The 24,486-nt window shown below is 73.0% G+C and carries 19 protein-coding genes; 14 read left to right on the top strand and 5 right to left on the bottom strand.

Annotated elements, in window-relative coordinates:
- Nucleotides 1-117: 117 nt before the first annotated feature.
- Nucleotides 118-2,262 (bottom strand): prolyl oligopeptidase family serine peptidase, encoded by a 2,145-nt coding sequence (locus tag AB0B98_RS29585; RefSeq protein WP_357366833.1) that lies wholly within the window; start codon nucleotides 2,260-2,262, stop codon nucleotides 118-120.
- 86 nt (nucleotides 2,263-2,348) lie between these two features.
- Here AB0B98_RS29585 and mshB point away from each other — a divergent pair, with 86 nt between their 5' ends.
- The 3 genes from mshB to AB0B98_RS29600 all read left to right on the top strand — a co-directional run bounded on the left by mshB (nucleotide 2,349) and on the right by AB0B98_RS29600 (nucleotide 4,308).
- Entirely contained in the window at nucleotides 2,349-3,275 is a 927-nt protein-coding gene (gene mshB, locus AB0B98_RS29590) for an N-acetyl-1-D-myo-inositol-2-amino-2-deoxy-alpha-D-glucopyranoside deacetylase (protein ID WP_357366835.1), read from the top strand.
- A 17-nt stretch (nucleotides 3,276-3,292) separates the two neighbouring features.
- Nucleotides 3,293-3,730 carry a hypothetical protein gene (locus AB0B98_RS29595; protein ID WP_238668244.1) on the top strand — a complete coding sequence of 146 codons (438 nt, stop codon included), beginning with the start codon at nucleotides 3,293-3,295 and terminating at the stop codon, nucleotides 3,728-3,730.
- A gap of 113 nt (nucleotides 3,731-3,843) precedes the next feature.
- On the top strand, nucleotides 3,844-4,308 hold the full coding sequence (locus AB0B98_RS29600; protein ID WP_357366837.1) for a hypothetical protein: 465 nt from the start codon (nucleotides 3,844-3,846) through the stop codon (nucleotides 4,306-4,308).
- Nucleotides 4,309-4,392: 84 nt separating this feature from the next.
- Here AB0B98_RS29600 and AB0B98_RS29605 read toward each other — a convergent pair whose 3' ends face one another.
- Nucleotides 4,393-5,370, bottom strand: coding sequence for a GNAT family N-acetyltransferase (locus tag AB0B98_RS29605; RefSeq protein ID WP_357366839.1), 978 nt, complete (start codon nucleotides 5,368-5,370; stop codon nucleotides 4,393-4,395).
- 79 nt (nucleotides 5,371-5,449) lie between these two features.
- On the opposite strand from AB0B98_RS29605, the gene fdxA reads away from it, so the two are divergent.
- Genes fdxA through AB0B98_RS29630 form a run of 5 tightly spaced genes read left to right on the top strand, consistent with a single transcriptional unit; the run spans nucleotide 5,450 to nucleotide 9,226 of the window.
- Nucleotides 5,450-5,776 (top strand): ferredoxin, encoded by a 327-nt coding sequence (fdxA, locus tag AB0B98_RS29610; protein WP_030490464.1) that lies wholly within the window; start codon nucleotides 5,450-5,452, stop codon nucleotides 5,774-5,776.
- A complete protein-coding gene (dapC, locus tag AB0B98_RS29615; protein WP_274525533.1) occupies nucleotides 5,773-6,876 on the top strand; it encodes a succinyldiaminopimelate transaminase in 1,104 nt (367 codons plus the stop codon). Before fdxA ends, dapC begins: the two co-directional genes overlap by 4 nt.
- A gap of 22 nt (nucleotides 6,877-6,898) precedes the next feature.
- Nucleotides 6,899-7,918, top strand: coding sequence for a prephenate dehydrogenase/arogenate dehydrogenase family protein (locus AB0B98_RS29620; protein WP_357366841.1), 1,020 nt, complete (start codon nucleotides 6,899-6,901; stop codon nucleotides 7,916-7,918).
- 10 nt (nucleotides 7,919-7,928) lie between these two features.
- A complete protein-coding gene (locus AB0B98_RS29625; RefSeq protein ID WP_357366843.1) occupies nucleotides 7,929-8,579 on the top strand; it encodes an SIMPL domain-containing protein in 651 nt (216 codons plus the stop codon).
- The gene (locus tag AB0B98_RS29630) at nucleotides 8,579-9,226 is read left to right on the top strand and encodes a nucleoside/nucleotide kinase family protein (RefSeq protein WP_357366844.1); all 648 of its coding nucleotides are present in this window, start codon (nucleotides 8,579-8,581) and stop codon (nucleotides 9,224-9,226) included. The genes AB0B98_RS29625 and AB0B98_RS29630 overlap by 1 nt, the downstream gene beginning before the upstream one ends.
- On the opposite strand, the gene AB0B98_RS29635 is transcribed toward AB0B98_RS29630, so the two are convergent.
- Nucleotides 9,223-9,780, bottom strand: coding sequence for a sugar O-acetyltransferase (locus tag AB0B98_RS29635; protein ID WP_238668238.1), 558 nt, complete (start codon nucleotides 9,778-9,780; stop codon nucleotides 9,223-9,225). The two genes, AB0B98_RS29630 and AB0B98_RS29635, sit on opposite strands and share 4 nt — an antisense overlap.
- A 76-nt stretch (nucleotides 9,781-9,856) precedes the next feature.
- Here AB0B98_RS29635 and AB0B98_RS29640 point away from each other — a divergent pair, with 76 nt between their 5' ends.
- Nucleotides 9,857-13,276: a S8 family serine peptidase gene (locus tag AB0B98_RS29640; protein WP_357366846.1), complete on the top strand. Its 3,420-nt coding sequence runs from the start codon at nucleotides 9,857-9,859 to the stop codon at nucleotides 13,274-13,276.
- A 53-nt stretch (nucleotides 13,277-13,329) separates the two neighbouring features.
- On the opposite strand, the gene dapD is transcribed toward AB0B98_RS29640, so the two are convergent.
- On the bottom strand, nucleotides 13,330-14,289 hold the full coding sequence (gene dapD / locus AB0B98_RS29645; RefSeq protein WP_357288158.1) for a 2,3,4,5-tetrahydropyridine-2,6-dicarboxylate N-succinyltransferase: 960 nt from the start codon (nucleotides 14,287-14,289) through the stop codon (nucleotides 13,330-13,332).
- 78 nt (nucleotides 14,290-14,367) lie between these two features.
- On the opposite strand from dapD, the gene dapE reads away from it, so the two are divergent.
- On the top strand, nucleotides 14,368-15,441 hold the full coding sequence (dapE, locus tag AB0B98_RS29650; RefSeq protein ID WP_238668235.1) for a succinyl-diaminopimelate desuccinylase: 1,074 nt from the start codon (nucleotides 14,368-14,370) through the stop codon (nucleotides 15,439-15,441).
- A 55-nt stretch (nucleotides 15,442-15,496) separates the two neighbouring features.
- On the opposite strand, the gene AB0B98_RS29655 is transcribed toward dapE, so the two are convergent.
- Nucleotides 15,497-15,664, bottom strand: coding sequence for a hypothetical protein (locus AB0B98_RS29655; RefSeq protein WP_357366849.1), 168 nt, complete (start codon nucleotides 15,662-15,664; stop codon nucleotides 15,497-15,499).
- A gap of 154 nt (nucleotides 15,665-15,818) precedes the next feature.
- Between AB0B98_RS29655 and AB0B98_RS29660 the strand changes: the two genes are divergently transcribed.
- From AB0B98_RS29660 to AB0B98_RS29675, 4 genes are all read left to right on the top strand, one after another.
- On the top strand, nucleotides 15,819-16,673 hold the full coding sequence (locus AB0B98_RS29660) for a TIGR00730 family Rossman fold protein (RefSeq protein WP_112681448.1): 855 nt from the start codon (nucleotides 15,819-15,821) through the stop codon (nucleotides 16,671-16,673).
- Complete coding sequence (locus tag AB0B98_RS29665) at nucleotides 16,673-17,218, top strand: TIGR00730 family Rossman fold protein (RefSeq protein ID WP_357366851.1); 546 nt, start codon at nucleotides 16,673-16,675, stop codon at nucleotides 17,216-17,218. The genes AB0B98_RS29660 and AB0B98_RS29665 overlap by 1 nt, the downstream gene beginning before the upstream one ends.
- Nucleotides 17,219-17,376: 158 nt before the next feature.
- A complete protein-coding gene (locus tag AB0B98_RS29670; RefSeq protein WP_357366853.1) occupies nucleotides 17,377-20,940 on the top strand; it encodes an ATP-dependent DNA helicase in 3,564 nt (1,187 codons plus the stop codon).
- 79 nt (nucleotides 20,941-21,019) lie between these two features.
- Nucleotides 21,020-24,460: a UvrD-helicase domain-containing protein gene (locus tag AB0B98_RS29675; protein WP_357366855.1), complete on the top strand. Its 3,441-nt coding sequence runs from the start codon at nucleotides 21,020-21,022 to the stop codon at nucleotides 24,458-24,460.
- The last annotated feature ends 26 nt before the right edge of the window (nucleotides 24,461-24,486 follow it).

Genomic DNA, 24,486 nt, shown 5'->3' on the forward strand with positions numbered 1-24,486 from the left:
CGCCGGAGGATCAGCCAAGATGCGTGCGCCGTGGAGGATGGGCGTTCGACGCCAGTCCTCGATTGACAAGCTCTGTTGGCAGGTGCTTGGGTGCCGAAAAGCACTTGTCGATGCTGCTCACAGCAGGTGGGTGCGGAGGAAGTCCAGTTCCAGGGGGAGCAGCCGCTCGGCGGTGCCGTTCGCGGCCAGATGGGTGGCCCCGGTCAGCGGCAGCACGGCGTGCGGTCGGCCGGTGCTCAGCAGGGCAGCCGAGAGCCTGAGCGTGTGCGCGGCCACCACGTTGTCGTCGGCCATGCCGTGCACCAGCAGCAACGGGCGGGCCTGGTCCGGGCTGGTGACCGGCTCGGCGGCCAACTCGACGAGCGAGTGGTGCGCGTAGATGTCCTGGCCGTCTTCCGGCAACCCCAGATAACGCTCGGTGTACGCGGTGTCGTACAGCGCCCAGTCGGTCACCGGGGCGCCCGCGATCCCGCAGCGGAACAGCTCCGGGTGGCGCAGCACCGCCAAGCCGGCCAGCCACCCGCCGAACGACCAACCGCGCACCCCGACCCGCCCCAGGTCCAGGTCCGGGTGCTTGCCGGCGAGCGCGGTGAGCGCGTCGATCTGGTCGGTCAGGATCACGTCGGCGACCCGCCGGTGGATCGCCTTCTCGAACGACGGCGCCACTCCCGGCGTACCCCGGTTGTCGATCGTGACCACCGCGAACCCGGCGTCGGCCCACCACTGCCGCTCCAACCACGCGGCCCGCGCCGCCACCACCTCCTGGTGCCCCGGGCCGCCGTAGATGTCCAGCAGCACCGGCAGCCGCCGGCCGGTCACGTGGTTGTCCGGGTAGAGCACCGCTGCCGGCAGCCGCCGATCGGTCACCCGTTCCAGCAGCGGCAGGGGGGAGTACGGCGGGGCGGCGGCGAACGAGCGCAGTTCGGCGATCTCCTGATCGCCGCGGCGGACAGTCCAGCGGACCCCGGCGTGGTCCAGCGACGCGACGCCGACGGCCAGCACGTCCCCACCCACGGCGGCCGTGTACCAGCCGGAGTCGGTGGTGAGGCGGCGGGCGTCCACCCCACCGCCGATGGTGGTGCGGACCCGGAACAGGTGCCGCTCGCTCGGCTCGCCGTCGCTCGCCTCCACCAGCAGGTCGGCCGGGCCGGCGGCGGCCGGCAGCCGACCCACCACCCGTCGTACGTACAGCGACGGCGGGGTGAGCAGGGTGCCGTCCGCGAAGAGGCACCGGGCGTCGTACCCGTCGTGGGCCAACTCCCCACCGACAAGCACCCGGCCGTCCGGCAGGTGCGTGGGGGTGCCGGCGATCGGCTCGACCCAGCGGGGATCGGCCAGCTCGGCGTGCACCTGCGTCTCACCGGTGCGCGGGTCCACCGCCAGCACCAGCCCGTGCTGCTGCGAGCGGCGCAGCACGGTGATCAACGGACTGCCCTCACCCCAGCTGACCCCGGTCAGGTACGGGTAGGTCTCCCGGTCCCAGTGCACGTCGACCCAGCCGTCGTCCAGGTCCAGCAGGTGCAGGCTGACCTCGGCGTTCGGGCCACCGGCCCGGGGGTACGCGACGGCGGTCGGGGGGCTCGCCGGCTCGGCCGGGTCGTGCAGGTGCCACCGCTCCAGGCGGGACTCGTCGACCCGGGCGGCGAGCACCGAGCGACCGTCGGGCGCCCACCAGTACCCCCGGTACCGGCCGAACTCCTCCGCCGCGATGTGCTCGGCCAACCCCCAACTCACCCCGGCGTCCTCGCCGGCCAGCAGGGTGTCGGTGCCGTCCGGGTCGATCACCCGCAGTTCACCCCGGCGCACGCCCTCGGCCGCGTCCGTCACGTACGCCAACCGCTGCCCGGTCGGGTCGGGACGTGGGTCCAGCACCGGGCCGACGGCCGCCACCTCCACCACGTCGCCGTGCACCAGATCGGCTCGGAACAACCGCCCGGCCAGCGCGAACACCGCAACCCGACCGGCCGCGTCCAACGCGTACGAGCCGATGCCGGCGGCGCTGAGCCGCAGTCGCTCGCGTAGCGCGCGTTCGCCGGGGGAGAGGGAGCGGACATCCCCGCCTTCGCCCAGCAGGGTCGCCGGATCGGCGACCAGCCGCTCCTCGCCGGTGCCCACGTCCAGCAACCAGAGCGCATCCGCCGGGTCCTCGGGGCCGGCGGAGCGCAGGAAGATCACCCGGGAACCGTCCTCAGCCACCGAGACAGCGCGTGGCGCGCCGTGGCTGAACCGGCGGGTGCGGGCGGCCAGCTCCGGAAAGTCCACAGCCCAAATCGTAGAGCGGGAGCGGGGGTGATGTGGCCGACCTGGGCGGACGCGTCAGCGTTGGCCGGGCCGAACTGCCAGTTAGAGTGACCGTCGTGACGATGCTGCCCGACCGCCGCCTGCTGCTGGTCCACGCGCACCCCGACGACGAGTCGATCGGCACCGGCTCGACGATGGCCCACTACGCCGCCGACGGCGCGCACGTCACGCTGGTGACCTGCACACTCGGCGAGGAGGGCGAGATCCACGTGCCCGCGCTGGCGCAGCTCGCCGCCGCCGAGGCCGACCAGCTCGGCGGGTACCGCGTGGCCGAGCTGGCCGCCGCGTGCGCCGCGCTCGGCGTCAGCGACCACCGCTTCCTCGGCGGCGCCGGCCGCTACCGTGACTCCGGGATGATGGGGCTCGCGACCAACGAGCACCCCAGGGCTTTCTGGCAGGCCGACCTCGACGAGGCCGCCGGGCACCTCGTGGAGATCATGCGAGAGGTACGCCCGCAGGTGCTCGTCACGTACGACCCGAACGGCTTCTACGGCCACCCGGACCACATCCAGGCGCACCGGGTGGCCATGCGCGCCGTCGAGTTGGCCGCCGCCGAGGGCTGCGCCCCGCTCAAGGTCTACTGGACGGCCATGCCGCTCAGCGTCCTGGAGGCCGGCATGACGCATTTCGCCGAGTCGTCCGACAACCCGTTCGGCGGCATCGAGGACATCGCCGACCTGCCCTTCGGCACCCCGGACGCCCAGATCGCCGCCCGGATCGACGGCACCGACCAGCACACTGCCAAGGAGGCCGCGATGCGGGCGCACGCCACCCAGATCCCGGCCAACTCGTGGCTCTACTCGATCGCCGGCAACTTCGGTGGCGAGTTCATGGGCGTGGAGTTCTTCACCCTCGCGGTCGGTGCGAAGGGTCCGGGCACCGGGCCGTACGGCTGGGAGGACGACCTCTTCGCCGGCCTGCCCGCGGAGACCGCCCCGGACCGGTCCCCGGTCGCGGCGGCGGGTCTCCGGTGACAGTGCCGGCCGCACCGATGACGGTCGTGGAAGACCAGGAAGCCCCGCCCCCGGCGGGGCCGCCGCCGCGACTGCTGGACCTGGGCGTCCGGCTGGTCGGTGGGATCGTCGTGGTCCTCGCCGGTGTGCTGACCGGCGTACTGGAGCTGTTGCTCGCCACGCTCCGCGTCGGCGGGCAACTGGTCGGCGTGTCGGTGCTCCTCGCCATCGGCGCCAACATCCTGCTGAGCTGGTTCGCGTACGAGGCGGTGGGCCGTCGCTGGGCGGTGGCGCTGCCGGCGGTGCCGTGGTTCGCGCTGATGGCGGTCGCCGCCATCCGGACCAACGAGGGGGACCTGTTGCTGGCCGGCGACAACTGGGTCGGGCTGGCCATGATCGTGGCCGGCGCGATGACCTTCGCGGTGATGGGCTTCCGGCAGATTCTCGCCCCGCAGCCGGCCATGCTGGACGGCTGACGCCGGGCTGGTTCTGGTTGCTGCCGGGGTGATGACGGCTCCCAGGTAAGGGTGGTAGATATTCCTGCCAGGGATGCGAGCCCGCGACGGGCGTACGGCAGGAGGGTCCGGCGATGGACAAGCGGTGGCGTGACCTCGGGGTGCTCGTAGCGGCGCTGTTCGCGGTCAACGTGGTCGCCCGACTGATCACCCGGTTCGGTTTCGACGGTGACGACACCGCCGCCGACCGGGTGTCGCTGACGATGTTCACGGTGATCGGCCTGATCCTCGCCGTGGTCGCCTTCCGCTGGGGCCGACGCCGGCCGCTGGCGGGCTGGTCCGCCGACATGGCCCTCGTGGTGCCGGTGGCGCTGCTGCTGACAGTGCTGGTCGGGCCGCTGCTGGTAGGTGACAACCCGTTCGCTGGTGGCGCGGCGACGTTCTTCGCCCAGATCTGGCTCTACCTGCTCGCCACCGGTGCCGGGTTGCTGATCGGCTATCTGGTGCTCACCGCGCTCGGCCGTGACTACCGCTCTCAGCAGCTCAAGCGGTACGCCGAGGTCAAGGCCGCCAAGCCCCGCCGAGTCGTCCGCCGCTGACCACCGCTCTTGATCGACTCGGCTTCCTTGAAGTCGGGGGGTCCCGGGCGTCCGGATGCCGCGACTTCCTGAAAGCCGAGTGGATCAAGCTGTGTTCGGGGCTACCCGGGTCAGGTAGGTGTGGTGGGTGACGAGGCCGAGTCGCTGGTAGAGCGCGACAGCCGCCGCGTTGCGCTGCTCGACCTGGAGGAACGCGTGCGTCGCGCCGCCCGCCACCCCCCAGTTGGCCAGCTCGTGGATCACGCGGCGGGCCAACCCATGGCGACGGGCCGCAGGCAGGACCTCGATCAGGCTGAGGCCCAACCAGCGACCCTGGCCGGTCACAGTGCCACGGCCGATGGCCACCAGGGCGTTGTCGGCGTACACGTGGGCGAAGCGGACCTGGTCCACGGCGGTGAGGACGTGCCGGGCGGCGTCCGGCAGGCCGCCCTTACGGCCGGCGGCGATGGCCAGCCACTCGTCGCTCGGCGCGGTGGCCAGCTCGACGACAGCGCTGCCCCACCCGTCGGCCTGGCCGCTGGCGGGCGTCGACGCCGGTAGGGGCAGCGGCGCGGTCTGCACCAGCGTCGGCGGACGGGTGCCCCAGCCACGGGCGTCCAGCTCGGCGCCGACCGGTGCGGCGAGCGGCAGCGGCGTGTTGATCAACGCGGGTTGCCCCAGGTCCGCGTACCAGCGCTCCACCGCGTCGACAGCGGCGGCCAGTGGTCGGTCCGGGTCGCCGATCGGCAGCGCCGAGTTGGCGCGCCCGGTCCAGCCCTCGGCCGACCGGAGCAGCCAGTCACCGAGTAGGCCCCGGGTCGGCGCCGGCCAGGCCTCATCGGCGGCCCGCTCCAGCGCCACGACCGCCGCGGCGGTCGGCCGCCGGGTCGGCGGAACGCGCTTGGCGCGGTGGACCTGCGCCACCGGGACCCGGAGCGGCCCGTGGGCGGTGGCCAGAGTGAGATGAGTCTCGCTCAGCTCGACCAGCTCGCCGAGGGCATCGGAAAATAGTGGGCGGCCCTCGCGAATCCCCACAATCCGGCGGACCACGATCCGGTGTCCCACATCCTGCTGTCGGAGCACGATCGACCCCCTCCCCGGCGAGATACTAGGCTCTTAGCGTCGCGGGAGATCGCGGCGAGTCTTGCGGAGGAGAAGACCGGTGACCTACATCATCGCCGAGCCGTGCGTAGATGTGCTCGACAAGGCATGCATCGAGGAGTGCCCGGTCGACTGCATTTACGAGGGCAATCGGATGCTCTACATCCACCCCGACGAGTGCGTCGACTGTGGTGCCTGTGAGCCCGTCTGCCCCGTGGAGGCGATCTTCTACGAGGACGACGTCCCGGAGCAGTGGAAGGACTACACCGGCGCGAACTACGAGTTCTTCGAGGACCTGGGCTCGCCCGGTGGCGCCTCGAAGGTCGGCAAGGTGGAGAAGGACGCCACCTTCGTCGCCGCGCAGCCGCCGCGCGGCGAGGGCCACTGAACCGGCCCGCGCCGGTCTCGTCGCGGCTGCCCGAGTTCACCTGGGACACCCTGGACGCCGCGGCCACGTTGGCCGCGGCGCATCCGGAGGGCCTGATCAACCTCTCCATGGGTACGCCGGTCGACCCGGTGCCCGAGGTGATCCGGCGGGCGTTGGCTGACGCGTCCGATGCTCCCGGTTACCCGCTGACCGCCGGCACCCCGGCGTTGCGGGCCGCCATCGCGGCGTGGGTGTCCCGAGCCTGCGGCGCTGGCGTCGACGGTCTCGGTGTGCTGCCGACCATCGGCTCGAAGGAGTTGGTGGCCTGGCTGCCCACGCTGCTCGGCATCGGCCCGGGTGACGTGGTGGTCGTGCCGTCGATCGCGTACCCCACCTACGAGGACGGGGCCCGGCTGGCCGGTGCCACAGTCGTTCGTACCGACTCGCTCACAGCGGTCGGGCCGACCTCGCGGGTCCGGTTGGTCTGGGTCAACTCGCCAGGCAACCCGACCGGCCGGGTGCTGCCCGCGGCGCACCTGCGCAAGGTGGTCGACTGGGCCCGCGAACGTGGCGCGGTGGTCGCCAGTGACGAGTGCTACCTGCCCCTGGGCTGGTCGGCCGACCCGGTTTCGGTGCTGTCTCCGCAGGTCAGCGGGGGTAGCTACGCCGGGGTGCTGGCCGTGCACTCGCTCTCCAAGCGGTCCAACCTCGCCGGCTACCGCGCCGGCTTCGTCGCCGGAGACCCGGCGCTCGTCGCCGAGCTGCTCAAGGTCCGCAAGCATGCCGGCATGATCGTGCCCGCGCCGGTGCAGGCGGCAATGGTGGCCGCGCTGGAAGACGAGCGACACGCCGAGGAGCAGCGGGAGCGTTACCGGGCCCGGCGGGAGGTGCTCACCGCGGCGTTCACCGGTGCCGGGTTCACCGTCGAGCACTCCGAGGCGGGCCTGTACCTCTGGCTGACCAGGGGTGAGGACTGCTGGCAGACCGTCGACTGGCTGGCCCGACGCGGCATCCTGGTCGCCGCCGGCGTCTTCTACGGCCCGACGGCCGGGCAGCATGTCCGGGTCGCGCTGACCGAGTCCGACGAACACATCGCCGGCGTCGCGGCGCGCCTCACCTGATCGCGGATCCGGGCGGTCGAGCATGGTGGACAGGCCAGGTGCGCGGGTACGGGCGGCGATCGTCGGCACCGGTCTGATCGGTGGCTCGGTGCTGCTCCGGATGGCCGCGGCCGGCATCGACGTGGTCGGGTGGGACCCGGACGAGGCCACCCGGCGGGAGACTCGCCGGGTGGGCGTACCCGCTCCGGACCACCTGGTCGAGGCGGTGACCGACCGGGACGTGGTCTTCCTCTGCGGGCCGTTGCCCACCCTGCCGGCGACGCTGGTCGAGGTGGCGGCGATGACCGGCGAGCGTTGTGTGCTCACCGACGTCGGTAGCACCAAGGAGCAGGTGGCGGCGTTCGCCGCCGCGCAGGGGCTGACGCACCGGTTCGTGCCCGGCCACCCGATGGCGGGCACCGACCGGGCCGGCCTGACGGCCGCGCGCCCGGACCTGCTCACCGGCGCGGCCTGGGTGCTCTGTCCGGCACCCGGCCCGGGCACCACCGCGTTCCGTTGGCTGGCCGAGCTGCTGGTGGAGGTCTTCGAGGCCCGGGTGGTGCCGATGTCCGCCACGGAGCACGACTCGGCCGCCGCGCTCGCCTCACACGTGCCGCACCTGCTCGCCGGCGCGCTGGCCGGCGCCGTGCAACGCGCACCGCTGCGCGACGCGATCCTCGCGCTCGCCGCCGGCAGCTTCTCCGACGGCACCCGGGTCGCCGGAACCCCTGCCGACCGTACCGCCAACATGCTGCTCGGCAACCGGGACCGGGTGCTGCGTGAGCTGGCCGAGGTCACCGCGTTCCTGGACGACCTGACCGTCGCGCTGCGCGCCGAAGACGCGCCGGCGCTCACCGCACGCTACGACGAGGCGAGGGCCTCCCGGGTGGCGCTGCGCGACCGGCGGTTCGACGCGGACGACAGGCAGTTCCCGGCCGGTGGTGACCACGTCGCAGAGGTGTCCTGGTTGCGCGAGCTGGGGGTGGCCGGCGGCTACCTGACCGCCCTGCGCGCCGACGCGAACACTGTTTCCTACGCGGCGCGTCGCCCCATCGCTGACTAGGCTGAGGGGCATGGCGGTGGACGGTCCGGTGGTGCAGGTGCGCGGTGAGGCGTACCGGGAGGTGCCTCCCGAGCTGGCCCGGTTCGCGGTCACCGCGACAGCCCGCGACCGGGACCGGGAGGCGACGCTGACCCGGTTGGCCGAGCGGGCCGCGGCGATCCGGGTGCTGCTGGACGGCTCCGGGCCGGTGGTGGCGCGGCGGGAGACCGGCGACCTGCGGGTGCGGCCGGAGACCCGGCGCTCGGGTGAACGGGTGGTCGCCTGGCACGGCAGTGTCACCACCACGGTCACCGTCACCGACTTCACAGCGCTGGGCGAGCTGATGCTCCGGCTCGCCGACCAGGACCAGGTCGAGGTGGCCGGCCCGTGGTGGGAGCTTCGTCCGGACAGCCCCGCCCATCGTGCGGCCCGGCACGCCGCGATCAGCGACGCGCTGCTACGGGCCCGGGAGTACGCGGAGGCGCTGGGCGCCCGGGTCACCTCGTTGATCGAGCTTGCCGACGCGGGCCCCGCCGACCGGCCGATGTTCGCCCGTGCGGCCTTCGCCGGGGCTGGTGGCACGGGCGGTGGTCCGCCGGAGCTCGAGTTGGACCCGCAGCCGCAGACCGTGCAGGCGGCGGTGCAGGCCCGGTTCACCATCAGCGACCCGGTTCTGGGCTGATGCCGCCGGCCCGGGTGCTGTCCACCGACGAGTTGGTGGCGCGGGCGTCGGTGCTCGCCGAGGCCGGTCCGCGACAACTGCTCGGCATCGCCGGTGCACCGGGCGCCGGGAAGTCCACCCTGGCGGAACGGATCGTCGCCGAGATCGGGTCGGCCGCCTGCCTGGTGCCGATGGACGGCTTCCACCTGGCGCAGTCGCAACTGGTTCGCCTGGGCCGCGCCGACCGCAAGGGCGCTGTGGACACCTTCGACGCCAACGGGTACGTCTCGCTGCTGCGCCGGCTGCACCGGTTGGAGCCGACGGCCGTCTATGCGCCGGAGTTCCGCCGCGAGTTGGAGGAGCCGGTGGCCGGGGCGATCGAGGTGCTGCCGTCGGTCCGGTTGGTGGTGACCGAGGGCAACTACCTGCTGTTGCCGGATTTCCCCTGGCAGGAGATCCGACCGCTGCTGCACGAGGCGTGGTTTCTCGACCTGGACGCCGAGGTGCGCCACCGCCGGCTGACCGCCCGGCACGAGGCGTTCGGTCGATCTCCGGAGCAGGCGCGGGCGTGGGCGCTGGGCAGCGACGAGTCGAACGCCGCGCTCATCACCCCCACCGCCGACCGGGCTGACCTGGTGGTCCGCCTGGCGGAGCCCCCGCCGGTCTAGCCGATTTCGCGGACCGGCCGGGCCGGGTTGCCGACCGCCACGACGTTGGCGGGCAGGTCCCGGGTGACCACAGCGCCCGCGCCGACGACTGTGTTCGCGCCGATCGTCACGCCGGCCAACACGATGGCGCCGCCGCCGAGCCACACGTTGTCGCCGATGGTGATCGGCTTGGCCGCCTCCCACTTGTCCCGTCGCGGGCCGGGCTCGACCGGGTGCGTCGGGGTGAGCAGCTGCACGTTCGGGCCGACCTGGACGTCCGCGCCGAGGGTGATCCGAGCGACGTCGAGGAAGACCGCGTTGTAGTTGACGAAGCTGCGCGGGCCGATGCGGATCTGCCAGCCGTAGTCGCAGTAGAACGGTGGGCGGATCCAGGTGTCCTCGCCCAGTTCGCCGAGGAGTTCCCGCAGTGCCGTGATCCGGGCCTGCGGATCGGCCGCCGGACTGGTGTTGAAGCGCTCCATCAGCCGGGCGGCCCGGTCCAGATCGGCGATGATTTCGGGATCGTCGGCGATGTATGGCTCGCCGGCGAGCATCTTGTCCTTCGTGGAGGTCACCGCCCGATCATGCCGGCCCGGTTCGTCGGCTCGTGGCGGGTCCGTCATTTTTTGGCCTTCATTATGCATACCCAGTATGCAATTCTGGGTTGTCAATGTGACTCCATCCATCAAGACGCTTGACGAGGAGGATCCGTTGCACCAGGGAAGAAGATTGGCCGCCCTCGGCCTCGTGTTCGCGCTGGCGCTCTCCGCGCCGGCTCCCGCCTCAGCCGCTGCCACAGTGCCCGCCACACCGGGCGGCACCGGCCCACAGTCCACTTCGAGTGGACCCGTCGCCAACCGCTCGGCCACCGTCACGCTGATCACCGGTGACCGGGTCACCATCACCGCCTCCGGCGCCTCGGCCCGGCCCGGCGTCGGCCGCGAGGACGTGCAGTTCCTGGTTCAGCGCGAGCGCGGACGCCTCACCGTGACGCCGACTGACGCGCTGCCGTTGCTGCGCTCCGGCAGGGTGGACCGGCGACTCTTCGACGTCACCGGGCTGATCGAGGCAGGTTACGACGACGCCCACCGCAACACCCTGCCGCTGCTGGTGTCGTACGGCTCGACGGGGTCCGCCCGGCGTACGTCGGCCGCACTGCCCGGCACGCGGGTGACCCGTGACCTGCCGCTGATCCGCGGTGCCGCCCTGAGTAGCGACAAGTCCTCCCTCGGCGCGGTGTGGGCGGCGGTCGCCACCGGTCCCGCTGGGGCCCGGCTCGACGCGGCGGGGGGCGTCGAGCGGATCTGGCTGGACGGCCGTCGACGGGTGACCCTCGACCACAGCGTGCCGCAGATCGGCGCGCCCGCCGCCTGGGCGGCCGGGTTCACCGGCGCGGGGGTGTCCGTCGCGGTGCTGGACACCGGCGTCGACGCCACCCACCCGGACCTGGCCGGCAAGGTGGCCGAGGCGCGCAACTTCACCGAGGTCGCCGACGCTCGGGACACTGTCGGCCACGGCACCCACGTGGCGTCGACCATCGCGGGCACCGGCGCCGCCTCCGGTGGTAAGTACCGAGGTGTGGCGCCGGACGCGACGCTGCTGGACGGCAAGGTCTGTGAGGACGCGGGCTGCACCGACTCGGCGATCCTCGCCGGCATGCAGTGGGCGGCTGTGGAGAAGAAGGCCGCCGTGGTCAACATGAGCCTCAGCGGCTGGGACACCCCGGAGGTCGACCCGATCGAGGAGGCCGTGCAGACCCTCACCGCCCAGACCGGCACGCTGTTCGTCCTCGCCGCCGGCAACGACGGTGCTGACGGTTCGGTCGGCTCCCCGGCCAGCGCCGACGCCGGGCTCGCCGTGGGCGCGGTGGACCGCGACGACGAACTGGCCGACTTCTCCAGCCGGGGCCCGCGAGTCGGCGACGATGCGCTGAAGCCGGACATCACAGCGCCCGGCGTCGACATCGTCGCCGCACGGTCCGCCAACGGCGTCATCGGCGACCCGGTGGGGGACCGCTACGTCGCCCTCTCCGGCACCTCGATGGCCACCCCGCACGTCGCCGGATCGGCCGCGCTGCTGGCCCAGCAGCACCCCGGATGGCGGGCCGACCGGCTCAAGGCCACCCTGATGGCCGCCGCCAAGCCGCACCCGGACCAGACCGCCTACCAGCAGGGCGCCGGGCGGGTCGACGTCGCACACGCGATCACCCAGCAGCTCACCACCGACCCGGTGAGCGTCTCGTTCGGGCGTACGCTCTGGCCGCACGGCGACGACGCCCCGATCACCCGTACGGTGACCTGGCGTAACGACGGGCCGGCCCCGGTCACAGTGGACCTGAGCGTCGAGGGCGCTGGCCCCGGCGGTCGGGCGCTACCGGCCGGCCTGTTCGTCCTGGGTGCCAACCAACTCACAGTGCCGGCTGGCGGCACGGCCGCCACGACCGTCACCACTGACACCCGCCTCGGCGACGCCGACGGTTACTGGACCGGGCGGATCGTGGCCCGGTCCGGTGCTGCGGTCGCTGTCACCCCGCTGGCGGTGAACCGGGAGGTGGAGAGCTACACGCTCACCGTGGAGCACCTGAACCGCGCCGGCGCGCGCACCGCTGACCACTGGACCTTCCTGCTTGGGATGGACACCTATGGCTCCTGGGACCTCGTCAGTTCCGACGGGGTGGCGACCGTGCGGGTGCCCAAGGGGCACTACGGCCTGAGCAGTCTCGTCTTCCAGCCCGGTCCGGAGGATGAGCAGCGCGGGATGTCCCTGTTGGCGCAGCCCGAAGTGACAATCGAGCGGGACACCCGGATCGTCGTGGACGCCCGCCGGGCCAAGCCGGTGCGGACTACCGTTCCGGACCGGACCGCCGTCCCGCAACTGATCGACGTCAGCGGCAACTTCACCGCCGACGACGGCAGTGCGTACGGCGTCGGGCTCTGGGCGGAGACGTTCACCGGCCTGACCAGCGGTCAGCTCGGCAAGCCGATCTCCGCCGACAAGTTCGTCGGCACCGTCAGCAGCCAGTGGACCAGTCCGGACCCGGCCAACAGCCCGTACCTGTACGCGCTGGCCGAGGCGGTACCTGGCCGGATGCCCACCGGGTTCGTCCGCGACTACACCCGGCGGGACCTGGCCACCGTCGTGCATCGGTTCCGGGGTGGCTACCCGGGCATGGCGGCCGAGCGGGTCGTGATCCCCGAGTTGGAGTACAACGTCGGCTACTCCGCGCTGATCCTGCCCACCGTCGTGCCCGGCCAGCGGGTGGAGCACTACAACACCAAGAACGTGAAGTGGGAATCCGAGGTCTATTTCGGAACTGTGGACGACGAAGGCTGGTTGAACCCGAAGGCGGCGCTCTTCTCCACCCCCACCGCGTACCGGGCCGGGCGGACGGTCCAGGAGATCTGGAACCAGGCGCCGTACGCGCCGTCCTTCCCGAACCCGCGCTGGCCGTACCAGAGCGTCAGCCGGGTCGGCGACACCATCCTCGTCGACGTGCCGATGTTCAGCGACGAGGCCGGGCACCCGGGCGCCTCGCTGAGCGACAGTGAGCACACCAAGCTCTGGCGCAACGGCAAGCTGGTCGGCGAGAGCGAGTACGCCGGCTACGGCGAGTTCGCAGTTCCACCGGGTGCGGCGGACTACCGGCTCGTCATGTCGTCGAAGCGAAGCTTCACCGACCTGAGCACCGCCGTGGAGTCGAGCTGGACCTTCCGGTCGAGGCACGTCGCCGGTGAGACGCCGGCCCGACTGCCCCTGTCGGCGGTGCGCTTCGCGCCGCCGCTGCGGGTCGACAACAGCGCTCCGGCCGGTCAGGGCTTCGTCGTACCGGTACGGGTGCAGCGGCAGCCCGGCTCACCGGCCACCGGGGTGGAGAAGCTCGCCGTCGACGTCTCGTACGACGGCGGGAAGACCTGGGGCAGGGCGAAGCTGGTCCGCACCTCGGCCGACGGCTGGTCGGCAGTGTTGCGGCATCCGGCCGGCCCCGGCCACGTGTCGCTGCGGGCCACCGCCCGGGACACCGCCGGCAACACGGTGACCCAACGGATCATCCAGGCGTACCGGTTGCGCTGAGGCGTACCCCGTCCGGGTCCGCGGCCGAACGCCGCGGACCCGGACCGGGGCCGTCAGTCGTTGGCGTGCAGGGCGGCGTTCAGCTCGATGCCCCGGCCGGTGCGCGGTCGGGCCTCCAGCCCGCCGGTGACCGAGTTGCGCCAGAACAGCAGGCCGTCGACGCCGGACAGCTCCCGGGCCTTGACCACCCGGCCGTCAGGGAGCGTGATCTTCGACGCGGCGGTGATGTAGCAGCCGGCCTCGACCACACAGTCGTCGCCGAGGGAGATCCCGACGCCGGCGTTCGCGCCCACCAGGCTCCGCTCACCGATGCTGATCTTGTCGGTGCCGCCGCCGGAGAGGGTGCCCATGATGGAAGCCCCGCCGCCGATGTCGGAGCTGTCGCCGACCAGCACGCCCTGCACGATCCGCCCCTCGACCATGGAGGTGCCGACGGTGCCGGCGTTGAAGTTCACGAAGCCCTCGTGCATCACAGTGGTGCCGGCGGCCAGGTGCGCACCGAGACGGACCCGGTCGGCGTCGGCGATCCGCACACCGGAGGGCACCACGTAGTCGGTCATCCGGGGGAACTTGTCGACCCCGTACACCGCCAGGTGCCGACCGGCGGCTCGCTCGATCACCCGCAGCTCGTCCACCCGCTCCGGGGGGCACGGCCCGGCGGACGTCCAGGCCACGTTGGCCAGCTTGCCGAAGATGCCGTCCAGGTTGAGCTGGTTGGGTCGGACCAGGCGGTGCGAGAGCAGGTGCAACCGGAGGTACGCGTCGGACGCGTCCTTGATCGGGTCGTCCAACGAGCCGATCACGGTCACCACCTGCACGGTACGCAGACCGGGCAGGGACCGGTCACCGAGCGCGGCGGGCGGCAGGTCGAGCACGTCCGCCTTGTCCTCGCCGGCGACCAACGGCAGCTCGCCCAGGCCCAGCTTGCCGGTCGGGTACCAGGTATCGAGCACCTGCTCGTCTGCGGTGACCGTAGCCAGGCCGATGCCCCAGGCGGAATCTGCGGACGTCACTGTTACACCTCTCGGTCACGGCCAAGCTGACCTCGGCTCGCTCCTCGCGCTGACAGACCTGAAGGTACCGTGCGAACCATGGAGAACCCGCTGACCCCCGAGGTCCTCGCCGATCCGGTGCAGCTGACCCGCGCTCTGGTCGACATAGAGTCCGTGTCCCTCAACGAGAAGGCGATCGCCGACTGTGTCGAAGAGGTGCTGCGGGGCGTACCGCACCTGACCACCCACCGGCACGGCAACACGGTGATGGCCCGTACCGACCTCGGTCGGTCGCAGCGTGTCGTGCTGGCCGGGCACCTCGACACGGTGCCGTTGAACAACAACTTCCCGTCGACCATGCGCGGCGACCTGATGTACGGCTGCGGCACCTCCGACATGAAGTCGGGCACCGCGTACGCGCTGCACCTGGCGGTGACGCTGCCCGAGCCGCGCTACGACGTAACGTACTTCTTCTACGAGGCCGAGGAGATCGAGTCGCGGTACAACGGGCTCAACCTCGTCGCCCAGGCGTTCCCGGAGTGGTTGCAGGCGGACTTCGCGGTGCTGCTGGAGCCGACGTACGGCATCGTCGAGGCGGGCTGCCAGGGCACCATGCGCTCGGTGGTCACCACGACCGGCGTACGCGCCCACTCGGCGCGCTCCTGGCACGGGGTCAACGCCATCCACGCCGCCGGCGAGGTGCTGCGACGTCTCCAGACGTACGAGGCGCGCCGGGTCACCATCGACGGCTGCGACTACCGCGAGGGCATGAACGCGGTGCGGATCAACGGTGGGGTGGCCGGCAACGTGGTTCCCGACCTCTGTGAGGTCGAGGTCAACTACCGGTTCGCCCCGGACCGCACCCCGGCCGAGGCGGAGGCGCACCTGCGTGAGGTGTTCACCGGCTTCGAGGTGACAGTCACCGACACGGCTGCCGGTGCCGCGCCCGGGCTCGACGCGGCCCCCGCGAAGGAGTTCCTGGCGGCGGTCGGCGCCGCACCGATCGGCAAGCTGGGCTGGACGGACGTGGCCCGGTTCGCGGCAATGGGCATTCCCGCGCTGAACTTCGGCCCGGGCGACCCGAACCTCGCCCACCACCCCGACGAGCACGTCGAGATCAGCAAGATCCGTGACGGCGCGGCAACCCTGCACCGCTGGCTGGCCCCGGTCTGACCCGGCCCCGGCTCCGGTCCAGCGCCGGAGCCCACCGGTGATCAAGAGGTTTGCGTCAGCCTGGCCCGTTGTCGGCGACGCAAACCTCTTGATCGGTTCCGGAGGGTGCGGGGGAGGTGGGGGTTGGGTTCTGCTGGCGGGTGCGGCGGCGTTCGGCCACCACGTCTCGGATCCGTCGCTGCATCTGGCGACGGATCCGGATCATCTCGCTGTTACTGATCACGCTGTCTCCTCCCCCGAAGGCGCGCGCCGGGGCATACCCGGTATGTGAATAGTAAGACGTACGGGAGCGCCGAATAGTTGCCCATGATCCCGAACAATTTCTCGGCGTCCCCGCCCCGCGCACCCGGCCGGTGCTGCTCCACTACGGTTGCCCCATGAGCCAGAGCAACGGGCGGGAGGCCGGTCGCGGTCCGGGACAGGAGCGGCATCGCGGTGCGGTCACCCTGCGCAGAGGGGCGATCCCGAGCAGCACCGCCGACCAGCGGCTGCTGGATTCACGGGGGCGCGGCGACTGGAAGACCAAGGACGCCTGGCGCGCGCTACGCATCCTCGCCGAGTTCGTCGAGGGTTTCGACACCCTCGCCGACGTGCCGTCAGCGGTCAGCGTCTTCGGCTCCGCGCGCAGCGCGCCGGACAGCGCCGAGTGCCAGTTGGCCGAGCAGTTGGGCGGCGCGCTGGCCCGAGCCGGCTACGCGGTGATCACCGGAGGTGGGCCCGGCGTGATGGAGGCCGCCAACCGGGGCGCCAGCGAGGCCGGTGGGCTCTCCGTGGGTCTCGGCATCGAGCTTCCGTTCGAGCAGGGCATCAACGACTGGGTCGACCTGGCCATCGACTTCCGCTACTTCTTCGCCCGCAAGACGATGTTCGTCAAGTACGCCCAGGCGTTCGTCGTGCTGCCCGGCGGGTTCGGCACCATGGACGAGTTGTTCGAGGCGCTCACCCTGGTGCAGACCGGCAAGGTCACCCGGTTCCCGGTGGTGCTCATGGGAGTCGCCTACTGGCAGGGCCTGCTTGACTGGCTGCGCGACACGATGGCCGCCACCGGCAAGATCGGGCCGGTCGACCTGGACCTGATCTGCCTCACCGACGACGTCAACGAGGCGGTCCGGTACATCGTCGCGTCGGAGGCCGCGCTCTCCGCCGAGCAGGAGGCGGTCCGCGAGGAGGCCGTCGCGCGCACCGGCGCAGACCAGCAGGCCGCCGCCGAGCAGGCGCGGGACCACGACTGATGGCGGCGATCTGCGTCTTCTGCGCCTCCTCTCGTACCCTTGATCAGCGCTGGTTGGACCTGGCCGCCGAGACCGGCGCGGAGCTGGCCCGGCGAGGGCACACGCTGGTCAGCGGTGGTGGCTGCGTCGGCATGATGGGCGCGCTGGCGGACGGCGCCCGATCCGCCGGTGGCCGCACCGTCGGCGTGATCCCGCAGTCGCTGGTCGACCTGGAGGTCGCCGACCTGGCCTCGGACGAGCTGCTGGTGACCGACTCGATGGCCAGCCGCAAGACCCTGATGATCGACAAGTCGGATGCCTTCCTCACCCTGCCCGGCGGGCTGGGCACCCTGGACGAGTTGTTCGAGGTCTGGACCACCGCCACCCTCGCCCTGCACACCAAGCCGATGGTGCTGATCGACACCGACGGGTTCTACAGTCCCCTGCTGGACTGGCTCGACGCGCTGGCCGAGCAGACGTTCCTCAAGCCCGCCGGCCGCGACCTTCTGACGGTCACCACCACCGTCACCGAGGCCCTCGACGTTCTGGAATCCCACCTGACCTGACCGCCCCAACCCCACCCAGGCCGCGGTGTTCATGAAGTTGTCGACGTCGCCGTCGGCGTGTCGCGCAGCTAACCTCATGATCGACGAGGCTGGATGGGGTGCGGTGTGGAGTGGGGTTTGGGTGGGTGGGTGTCGTATGGGTCTGATGGGATGAGCTGATGCAGGCGTACCGGTTGGTGCGGCGGCCCGGAGGGCCGGCGCGGGGGGACGGGACGGCGCCTGACGGCGCTTCCGTGCTCGCCAGCGGCGGCACGTCAGTGGGCGGTGTCGGCACGTCGGAAGGGCCCGATCGCGTGGCCGGGCCCGAGCTGGCCTCCGGCGGCGGCTGGCGGGCCGATCCGGTGCAGGCCGAGGTGGTCGGGCACACCGACGGGCCGATGCTCGTGCTCGGCGGCCCGGGCACAGGCAAGACCAGCACGCTGGTCGAGGCGGTCGCCGCCCGGGTGGCAGAGGGGGCCGACCCCGAACGGATCCTGGTGCTGACCTTCGGCCGCCGAGGCGCCACCGCGCTGCGACAGCGCATCGAGGCCCGGATCGCGCAGGACGGCCACCGGGTGCTGCGCGAGCCGTTGGTGCGCACCTTCCCGGCGTACGCCTTCGGGCTGCTCCGCCGCGCCGCCGCCGAGCGGGGCGAACCGTCGCCCCGGCTGCTCACCGGCCCCGAGCAGGATCTGATCATCCGTGAGCTGCTGGACGTGGTGGGCGAGGAGCCCGAGGACGACCCCGTCGGCTGGCCCACAGACCTGCGCCCCGCCCTGCGCACCCGGGCGTTCGCCGGCCAACTGCGCGACCTGCTCATGCGCGCCGCCGAGCGCGGTGTGGGCCCGATCGACCTGGCCCGGCTGGGTGAGAAGCTCGGCCGCGCCGACTGGCCGGCCGCCGCCCGCTTCCTGCGGGAGTACGTCGCAGTGCTCGCGTTGCGCGACGTCAGCAACCGGGGCTCCATCGCGTACGACCCGGCGGAGCTGGTCCGGGCGGCCACCGGGCTGCTGCGCGACGACGAGGAGTTGCTGGCCGCCGAGCGCCGTCGCCTCGCCCACGTCTACCTCGACGAGCTGGCCGACACCGACCCCGCCCAACTGGAGCTGCTCTCGGTGATCGCCGGCGGTGGCAAGTCGCTTGTCGCGTTCGCCGACCCGGATTCCTCCACGTACGCCTTCCGGGGCGCCGACCCGGCCGGGGTGGCGACGTTCCCGCACCGGTTCCGGACGGCATCCGGTGCGCCGGCCGCGCAGGTGCTGCTGACCACGTCGTACCGGGCCGGGCCGGGTCTGCTCGCGGCGATCGCCCGGCTGGGCCGCCGGCTGCGGGGTCCGGCCGCGCACCGCCGGCTGCACCCGGTGCCGGGCGCGCCGCCCGGCGTGGTCGAGGTGCACACCTTCCGCTCGGCGACCAGCGAGGCCGCCTGGCTGGCCCACGCGCTGCGCTCGGCTCACCTGCTCGACGGCGTCCCGTGGTCACGGATGGCGGTGCTGGTGCGGTCCACCGCGTTGCAACTGCCCACCCTGCGACGGGCGCTGCACGCCGCCGGGGTGCCCACAGTGGTGCACGGTGAGGATCTGCCCCTGCACCTGCAACCGGCGGTCGCGCCGCTGCTGCTCCTGCTGCGCTGCGCGCTGGAGCCGGATCGACTCGATGAGGAGGCGGCCGTCGCGCTGCTGCACTCGCCGCTCGGCGGGGCCGACCCGCTGGCCGAGCGGCGGCTGCGGCAGGGCCTGCGTGCGCTCGCGTTGGCCGGCGGCGACCGACGTCCCTCCGGGGAGCTGATCGTCGAGGCGTTGCAGGACCCGGAGGAGCTGGCCGGCATCGAGCGGCTCTGGGCGGAGCCGGCGCAGGCGGTGGCCGGGCTGCTTGCCATCGCACGCGAGGCCGCCGCCCGCCCGGGTGCGACCGCCGAGGACGTGCTCTGGGCCGTCTGGCACGCCAGTGGTCTCGCCGAGCGGTGGGCCGGCGCGATCAACCAGGGTCGTCCGGAGGCTGGCGAGGGCGACCTGGCCCGGCGTCGGCGGGCCGAGGCTGCCGACCGTGACCTGGACGCCGTGCTGGTCCTCTTCGACGCGGCGGCCCGGTTCACCGACCGGCTGCCCGGTGCCCGCACCGAGGTCTTCCTCGACCACGTGCTCGCCCAGGACCTGCCGGCCGACACCATCGCGCCGACCGCCGACCGGGGTGCGGCGGTACGCCTGCTCACCGCGCACGCCGCGAAGGGCCTGGAATGGGATCTGGTGGCGGTGGCCGGCGTGCAGGAGGGCATCTGGCCGGACCTGCGGCTGCGCGGCAGCCTGCTCGGCTCCGAGCGACTGGTCGACGTGCTGGCCGGCCGGTCGGTCGACGGGGCGACCGCGGCGAACGTGGTGGGTCAGACCTCGGCGCTGCTGGACGAGGAGCGTCGGCTCTTCCACGTCGCCATCAGTCGGGCCCGGCACCGGCTGCTGGTCAGCGCCGTGGCGTCGGCCGCCGTCGGCGGCGACGACCACGAGGAGCAACCCAGCCGGTTCCTGCACGAGCTGGGCCCGAGCACACCGCCACCGACCCCGCCGGGCACACCGCCACCGACCCCGCCGGGCACACCGCCACCGACCCCGCCGACGGCGCCCGGCCCGCCGCCCGGTCCCCGCACCGAGCCGTCCTCCGGCAGCGACACCGGGGGCGCTGCGGTGGGCGAAACCGGCGACGAGGAGCCGGACCGCCCCGGGGCGTTGCCGGTGACCCGCCCACCCCGGGCGCTGACCCTGCCGGCGTTGGTAGCTGAACTGCGTACCGCCATCACCGACCCGGCCGCCCCGGCGGCCCGGCGGCGCGCCGCGGCGGCCGAACTGGCCCGGCTCGCCGCCGCCGGGGTGCCCGGCGCGCACCCCGACGACTGGTGGGGGTTGCGGGTGCTCTCCGACGACCGGCCGCTCGTCGACGACGGCGACCCGGTGCGGGTCACCCCGTCGGCCATGGAGAGCGCGCTGCGGTGCAGCCTGCGCTGGCTGCTGGAACGGCACGGCGGTAGCGGCCCGACCAGCACCGCGCAGGGAGTGGGCAACCTGGTCCACGCCGCCGCGATGCTCGCCGAGGACGCCAGCGCCGACCGGGGCGCGCTGCTCGACTACGTGGCCGCCCGGTTCGACGCGATCGAGCTGGCGGCCCGGTGGATGGCCGGGCCGGAGCGGGAACGCGCCGAGGCGATGGTCGACAAACTGCTGCGCTGGCTGGCCACCAATCCGCGCCGGTTGCTCGCCATCGAGCACGAGTTCGCCGTCCGCCTGGACGACCCGAACCGGCCCATCGACCTGGCCGGCCGGGTCGACCGGCTGGAGGTCGACGAGGCCGGGCGGCTCGTGGTGATCGACCTGAAGACCGGCAAGTCCACAGCTGTCACCGGCACCGACCTCGCCGAGCACCCGCAGCTCGGCGCCTACCAGGCGGCGGTGGAGGCCGGAGCGTTCGCCGAGTTCGGTGACGAGTCCGGAGGTGCCGCGCTGGTGCAGCTCGGGACCTCCGCCAAGGACGCCAGGGAGCAGAATCAGCCGGCCGCCAGCGAGGGGCCGGCCGCCGGCTGGGCGACAGCGCTGGTCCGGCGGACCGCCGATACGATGGCAGCCGCCACGTTCGCCGCGGTGGCCAACTCGAAGTGCCGGGTCTGCCCGGTGCGCACCAGCTGCCCGGTCTCCGGGCAGGGTCGCCAGGTCGTCGAGCCGCCCACCGTGCGACGCACAGGTGAGGGCGAGGAATGAGCGTGCGAGCCCGGTCACGACCTGGGACGGCACCCGTGAGGGCGAGGAGCGCGCCGGTGTTGGGAACCGAGACGGCACGGTGAGTCAGCCCACCCTGTTCGGCGCGGGCCCCGCGCCGACGCCCCGACTCGCGGACTCCGGCCCCCGCTACACACCGGTGGAGCTGGCCAAGCTGCTGCGGTTGCCGGCACCCACCCGGGAACAGGCCGCGATCATCGCCGCCCCGGTGGAGCCGCTGCTGGTGGTAGCGGGCGCCGGGTCGGGCAAGACCGAGACGATGGCCGCCCGGGTGGTCTGGCTGGTGGCCAACTCGTACGTGCGGCCGGAGCAGATCCTCGGCCTGACCTTCACCCGCAAGGCGGCCGGCGAGCTGGCCCATCGGGTACGCACCCGGCTCGACCAGCTGATCCGCCGACTCGGCCGGCAGGGACGGGACCCGCTGGACGACCCGCTCGCGGGTGAGCCCACCGTCTCCACCTACCACTCGTACGCGGGGCGGATCGTCACCGAGCACGGGCTGCGGGCCGGCTACGAGCCGTCCACCAGACTGCTCACCGAGGCGTCCCGCTGGCAGTTGGTCGACCTGCTGGTGCGCAACTACGACGGCGACATGTCCGAGGTGGACCGGATGCCGAGCACCATCACCGACGCGGTGCTGGCGCTCGCCGGGGAGCTGGACGAGCATCTGGTCGCACCGGACGACCTGGCGGCCTGGACCGGTCGGTTCTTCGCCGAGGTGCAATCCCGGCCGGGTCGGGTGTACGCCGACGTGCGCAAGGCGCTCACCCTCCAGCAGACCCGGTTGCGCCTGTTGCCGCTGGTGCGGGCGTACGCCCGGCGTAAGGAGGACTTCGAGGCGATGGACTTCGCCGACCAGCTCGCCCGGGCGGCCCGGGTGGCCCGGGACCACCCGGGGGTCGGCGTGATCGAGCGGGACCGCTTCCGGGTGGTGCTGCTCGACGAGTACCAGGACACCAGCCACGCCCAGGTGGTGTTGCTAAACGCGCTGTTCGGTGGCGGGCACCCGGTGACCGCTGTGGGCGACCCGTGCCAGTCGATCTACGGCTGGCGGGGGGCCAGCGCGGGCACCCTGGACCGGTTCCCCACCGAGTTCGCCCGCGCCAACGGTGAGCCGGCCCCGGCGCTGGGGCTCACCACGAGTTGGCGCAACCGCCCGGAGATCCTCCGGGTGGCGAACGCCCTCTCCACCCCGCTGCGGGCGGCGGGTGCCCGGGTGCCGGAGCTGCGCTCCGCGCTGACCGTCCGGGACCCGATTCCGCACCGCAGCCCGGGCGGCGCGGCCGGCGGCACTGTGCACTGCGCGATGCTGCCCACGTACGCCGACGAGGCCGACTGGATCGCCGACAGCGTGCTCGCCGCCTGGCGTGGGGCGGCCGGGATGCCGGGCGCGGCCCCGGAACACATCCCGGTGGAGCGCCGTCCGACGACCGCCGTGCTGGTCCGGGTGCGCAGCCAGATCCCGGCGATCGAGTCGGCTCTGCGGGAGCGGGGCCTACCGGTCGAGGTGGTCGGGCTGGGCGGCCTGCTGGACACCCCAGAGGTACGCGACGTGGTCTGCACGCTGCGGGTCCTTGCCGACCCGACCGATGGCGCCGCGCTGCTGCGGTTGCTCACCGGCGCCCGTTGGCGGATCGGGCCACGTGACCTGGTGGCATTGCACCGGCGGGCCCGGGCCATCGCGAACGCCCGGCGACAGGTGGCCGCCGACGAGGCCGCGGAGATCAGCCCCGACCTGTTGGACGAGGCGACTCTGGTGGAGGCGTTGGCCGACCTCGGGCCGGCGCAGGCGTACTCGGCTGAGGGGTTCGCACGGCTGCGCGCGTACGGCCGGGAACTGGCGCTGCTGCGCTACCGGCTGGACCAGGCGCTGCCGGATCTCATCGCGGACATCGAGCGGACCATCGGCCTGGACGTGGAGGTCGCGGTGCGGGCCGGCCGGGACGGCGCCGGCGACGCGGGCCTGGCCCGGGGGCATCTGGACGCGCTCGGTGACGTGGCGGCCCGGTTCAGCGGGGAGACGCCCGGCGCGACCCTGTCCGGGTTCCTGTCCTACCTGGCCGCCGCCGAGGACGAGGAGCGCGGTTTGGCGCCGGGCGAGGTCGAGGTGGTGGAGGGCGCGGTGCAGGTGGTCACCGCGCACGCCGCCAAGGGCCTGGAGTGGGACGTCGTTGCGGTGGCCGGGCTCAGTCGTGGCCTGTGGCCGGGGCCGGTCCGCAACTCCGACCACTGGCTGGGTGGGCTGGGCGTGCTGCCGTTCCCGCTGCGCGGCGATGCCGACGGCCTGCCCGAGTTGGCACTCGACGAGGCGGGGGACCAGCGGGCCGTGGCGCGGGCGGTGACCGACTTCACCGACGCGTGGCGGGCCCACGACGAGCGGGAGGAACGCCGGCTGACGTACGTCGCTGTCACCCGGCCGCGCCGGCTGCTGCTCTGCTCCGGTTACTGGTGGGGGGAGGGCACGAAGCGACCGCGAGGTCCGTCGGTCTTCCTGCGTGAGGTGTACGACGCCTGCCTCGACGGCGGGCCCGGGCATGTGATCGACGCGTGGGCGCCGGAGCCGACTCCCGACGCGACGAACCCCACGGCCGAGGTGGTGCTCCGCGCGGAGTGGCCGGCGGACCCGCTGGGCGGTCGCCGGCCGGCGTTGGCCGAGGCGGCCGGGCTGGTGCGTCGCCTGATGGCCGACGGTCCGGCGGCGGCGCTCCCCGGGCCGGTCGGGCCGGTGCTCGCCGGGCCGGTCGGGCCGATTGGATCGCCGGTCGAGCCGGTGCTCGCCGGGCCGGTCGAGCCGGAGGTGGATCCGGAGGTGGCGCGCTGGCAGCGCGAGGCGGACCTGCTGTTGGCGGAGCGCGCCGAGCTGACCCGGCTCTCCGGTGCGGTCGAGGTGGCGCTACCCGCCGCGTTGAGCGTCACCCAGCTGGTCGCGCTGCGGCGCGATCCGGCGGCCCTGGCCCGTACGCTGCGTCGCCCGGTGCCGTCCGAACCCAACCCGTACGCCCGTCGAGGCACCGCCTTCCACGCCTGGTTGGAGCAGCGCTTCGGCGCCGACCGCCTGTTGGATCTGGACGAGCTGCCCGGCGCGGCCGACGCCGATGCCGCGCCCGACGAGGCGCTGGTCGAGCTTCAGGAGCGGTTCCTGGCCAGCGAGTGGGCCGACAGGTCACCGGTGGAGGTGGAGGTACCCTTCGCCACTGTGATCGCCGGGGTGGTGGTGCGGGGCCGGATGGACGCTGTCTTCGCCCGGCCGGGTGGCCGGTTCGACGTGGTCGACTGGAAGACCGGCGCGCAGCCCACCGGGCCGGCGGCCGACGTGGCCGCCGTGCAACTGGCCGTTTACCGGCTGGCCTGGGCGGAGTTGGCCGGCGTGCCGGTCGACACTGTGGGCGCGGCGTTCCATTACGTCCGGCACGGGGTGACCGTCCGGCCCGCCGACCTGCTGGATGTGACCGGCCTCACGGCCATGATCGCGCAGCTGCCCGAGGATTCTGCCCAAGGTTGACCATGGCGGGGGAAACCGTGGTAGGT

It is taken from the genome of Micromonospora sp. NPDC048947 (assembly GCF_040649495.1).
Classification (GTDB): Bacteria; Actinomycetota; Actinomycetes; order Mycobacteriales; family Micromonosporaceae; genus Micromonospora; species Micromonospora alfalfae.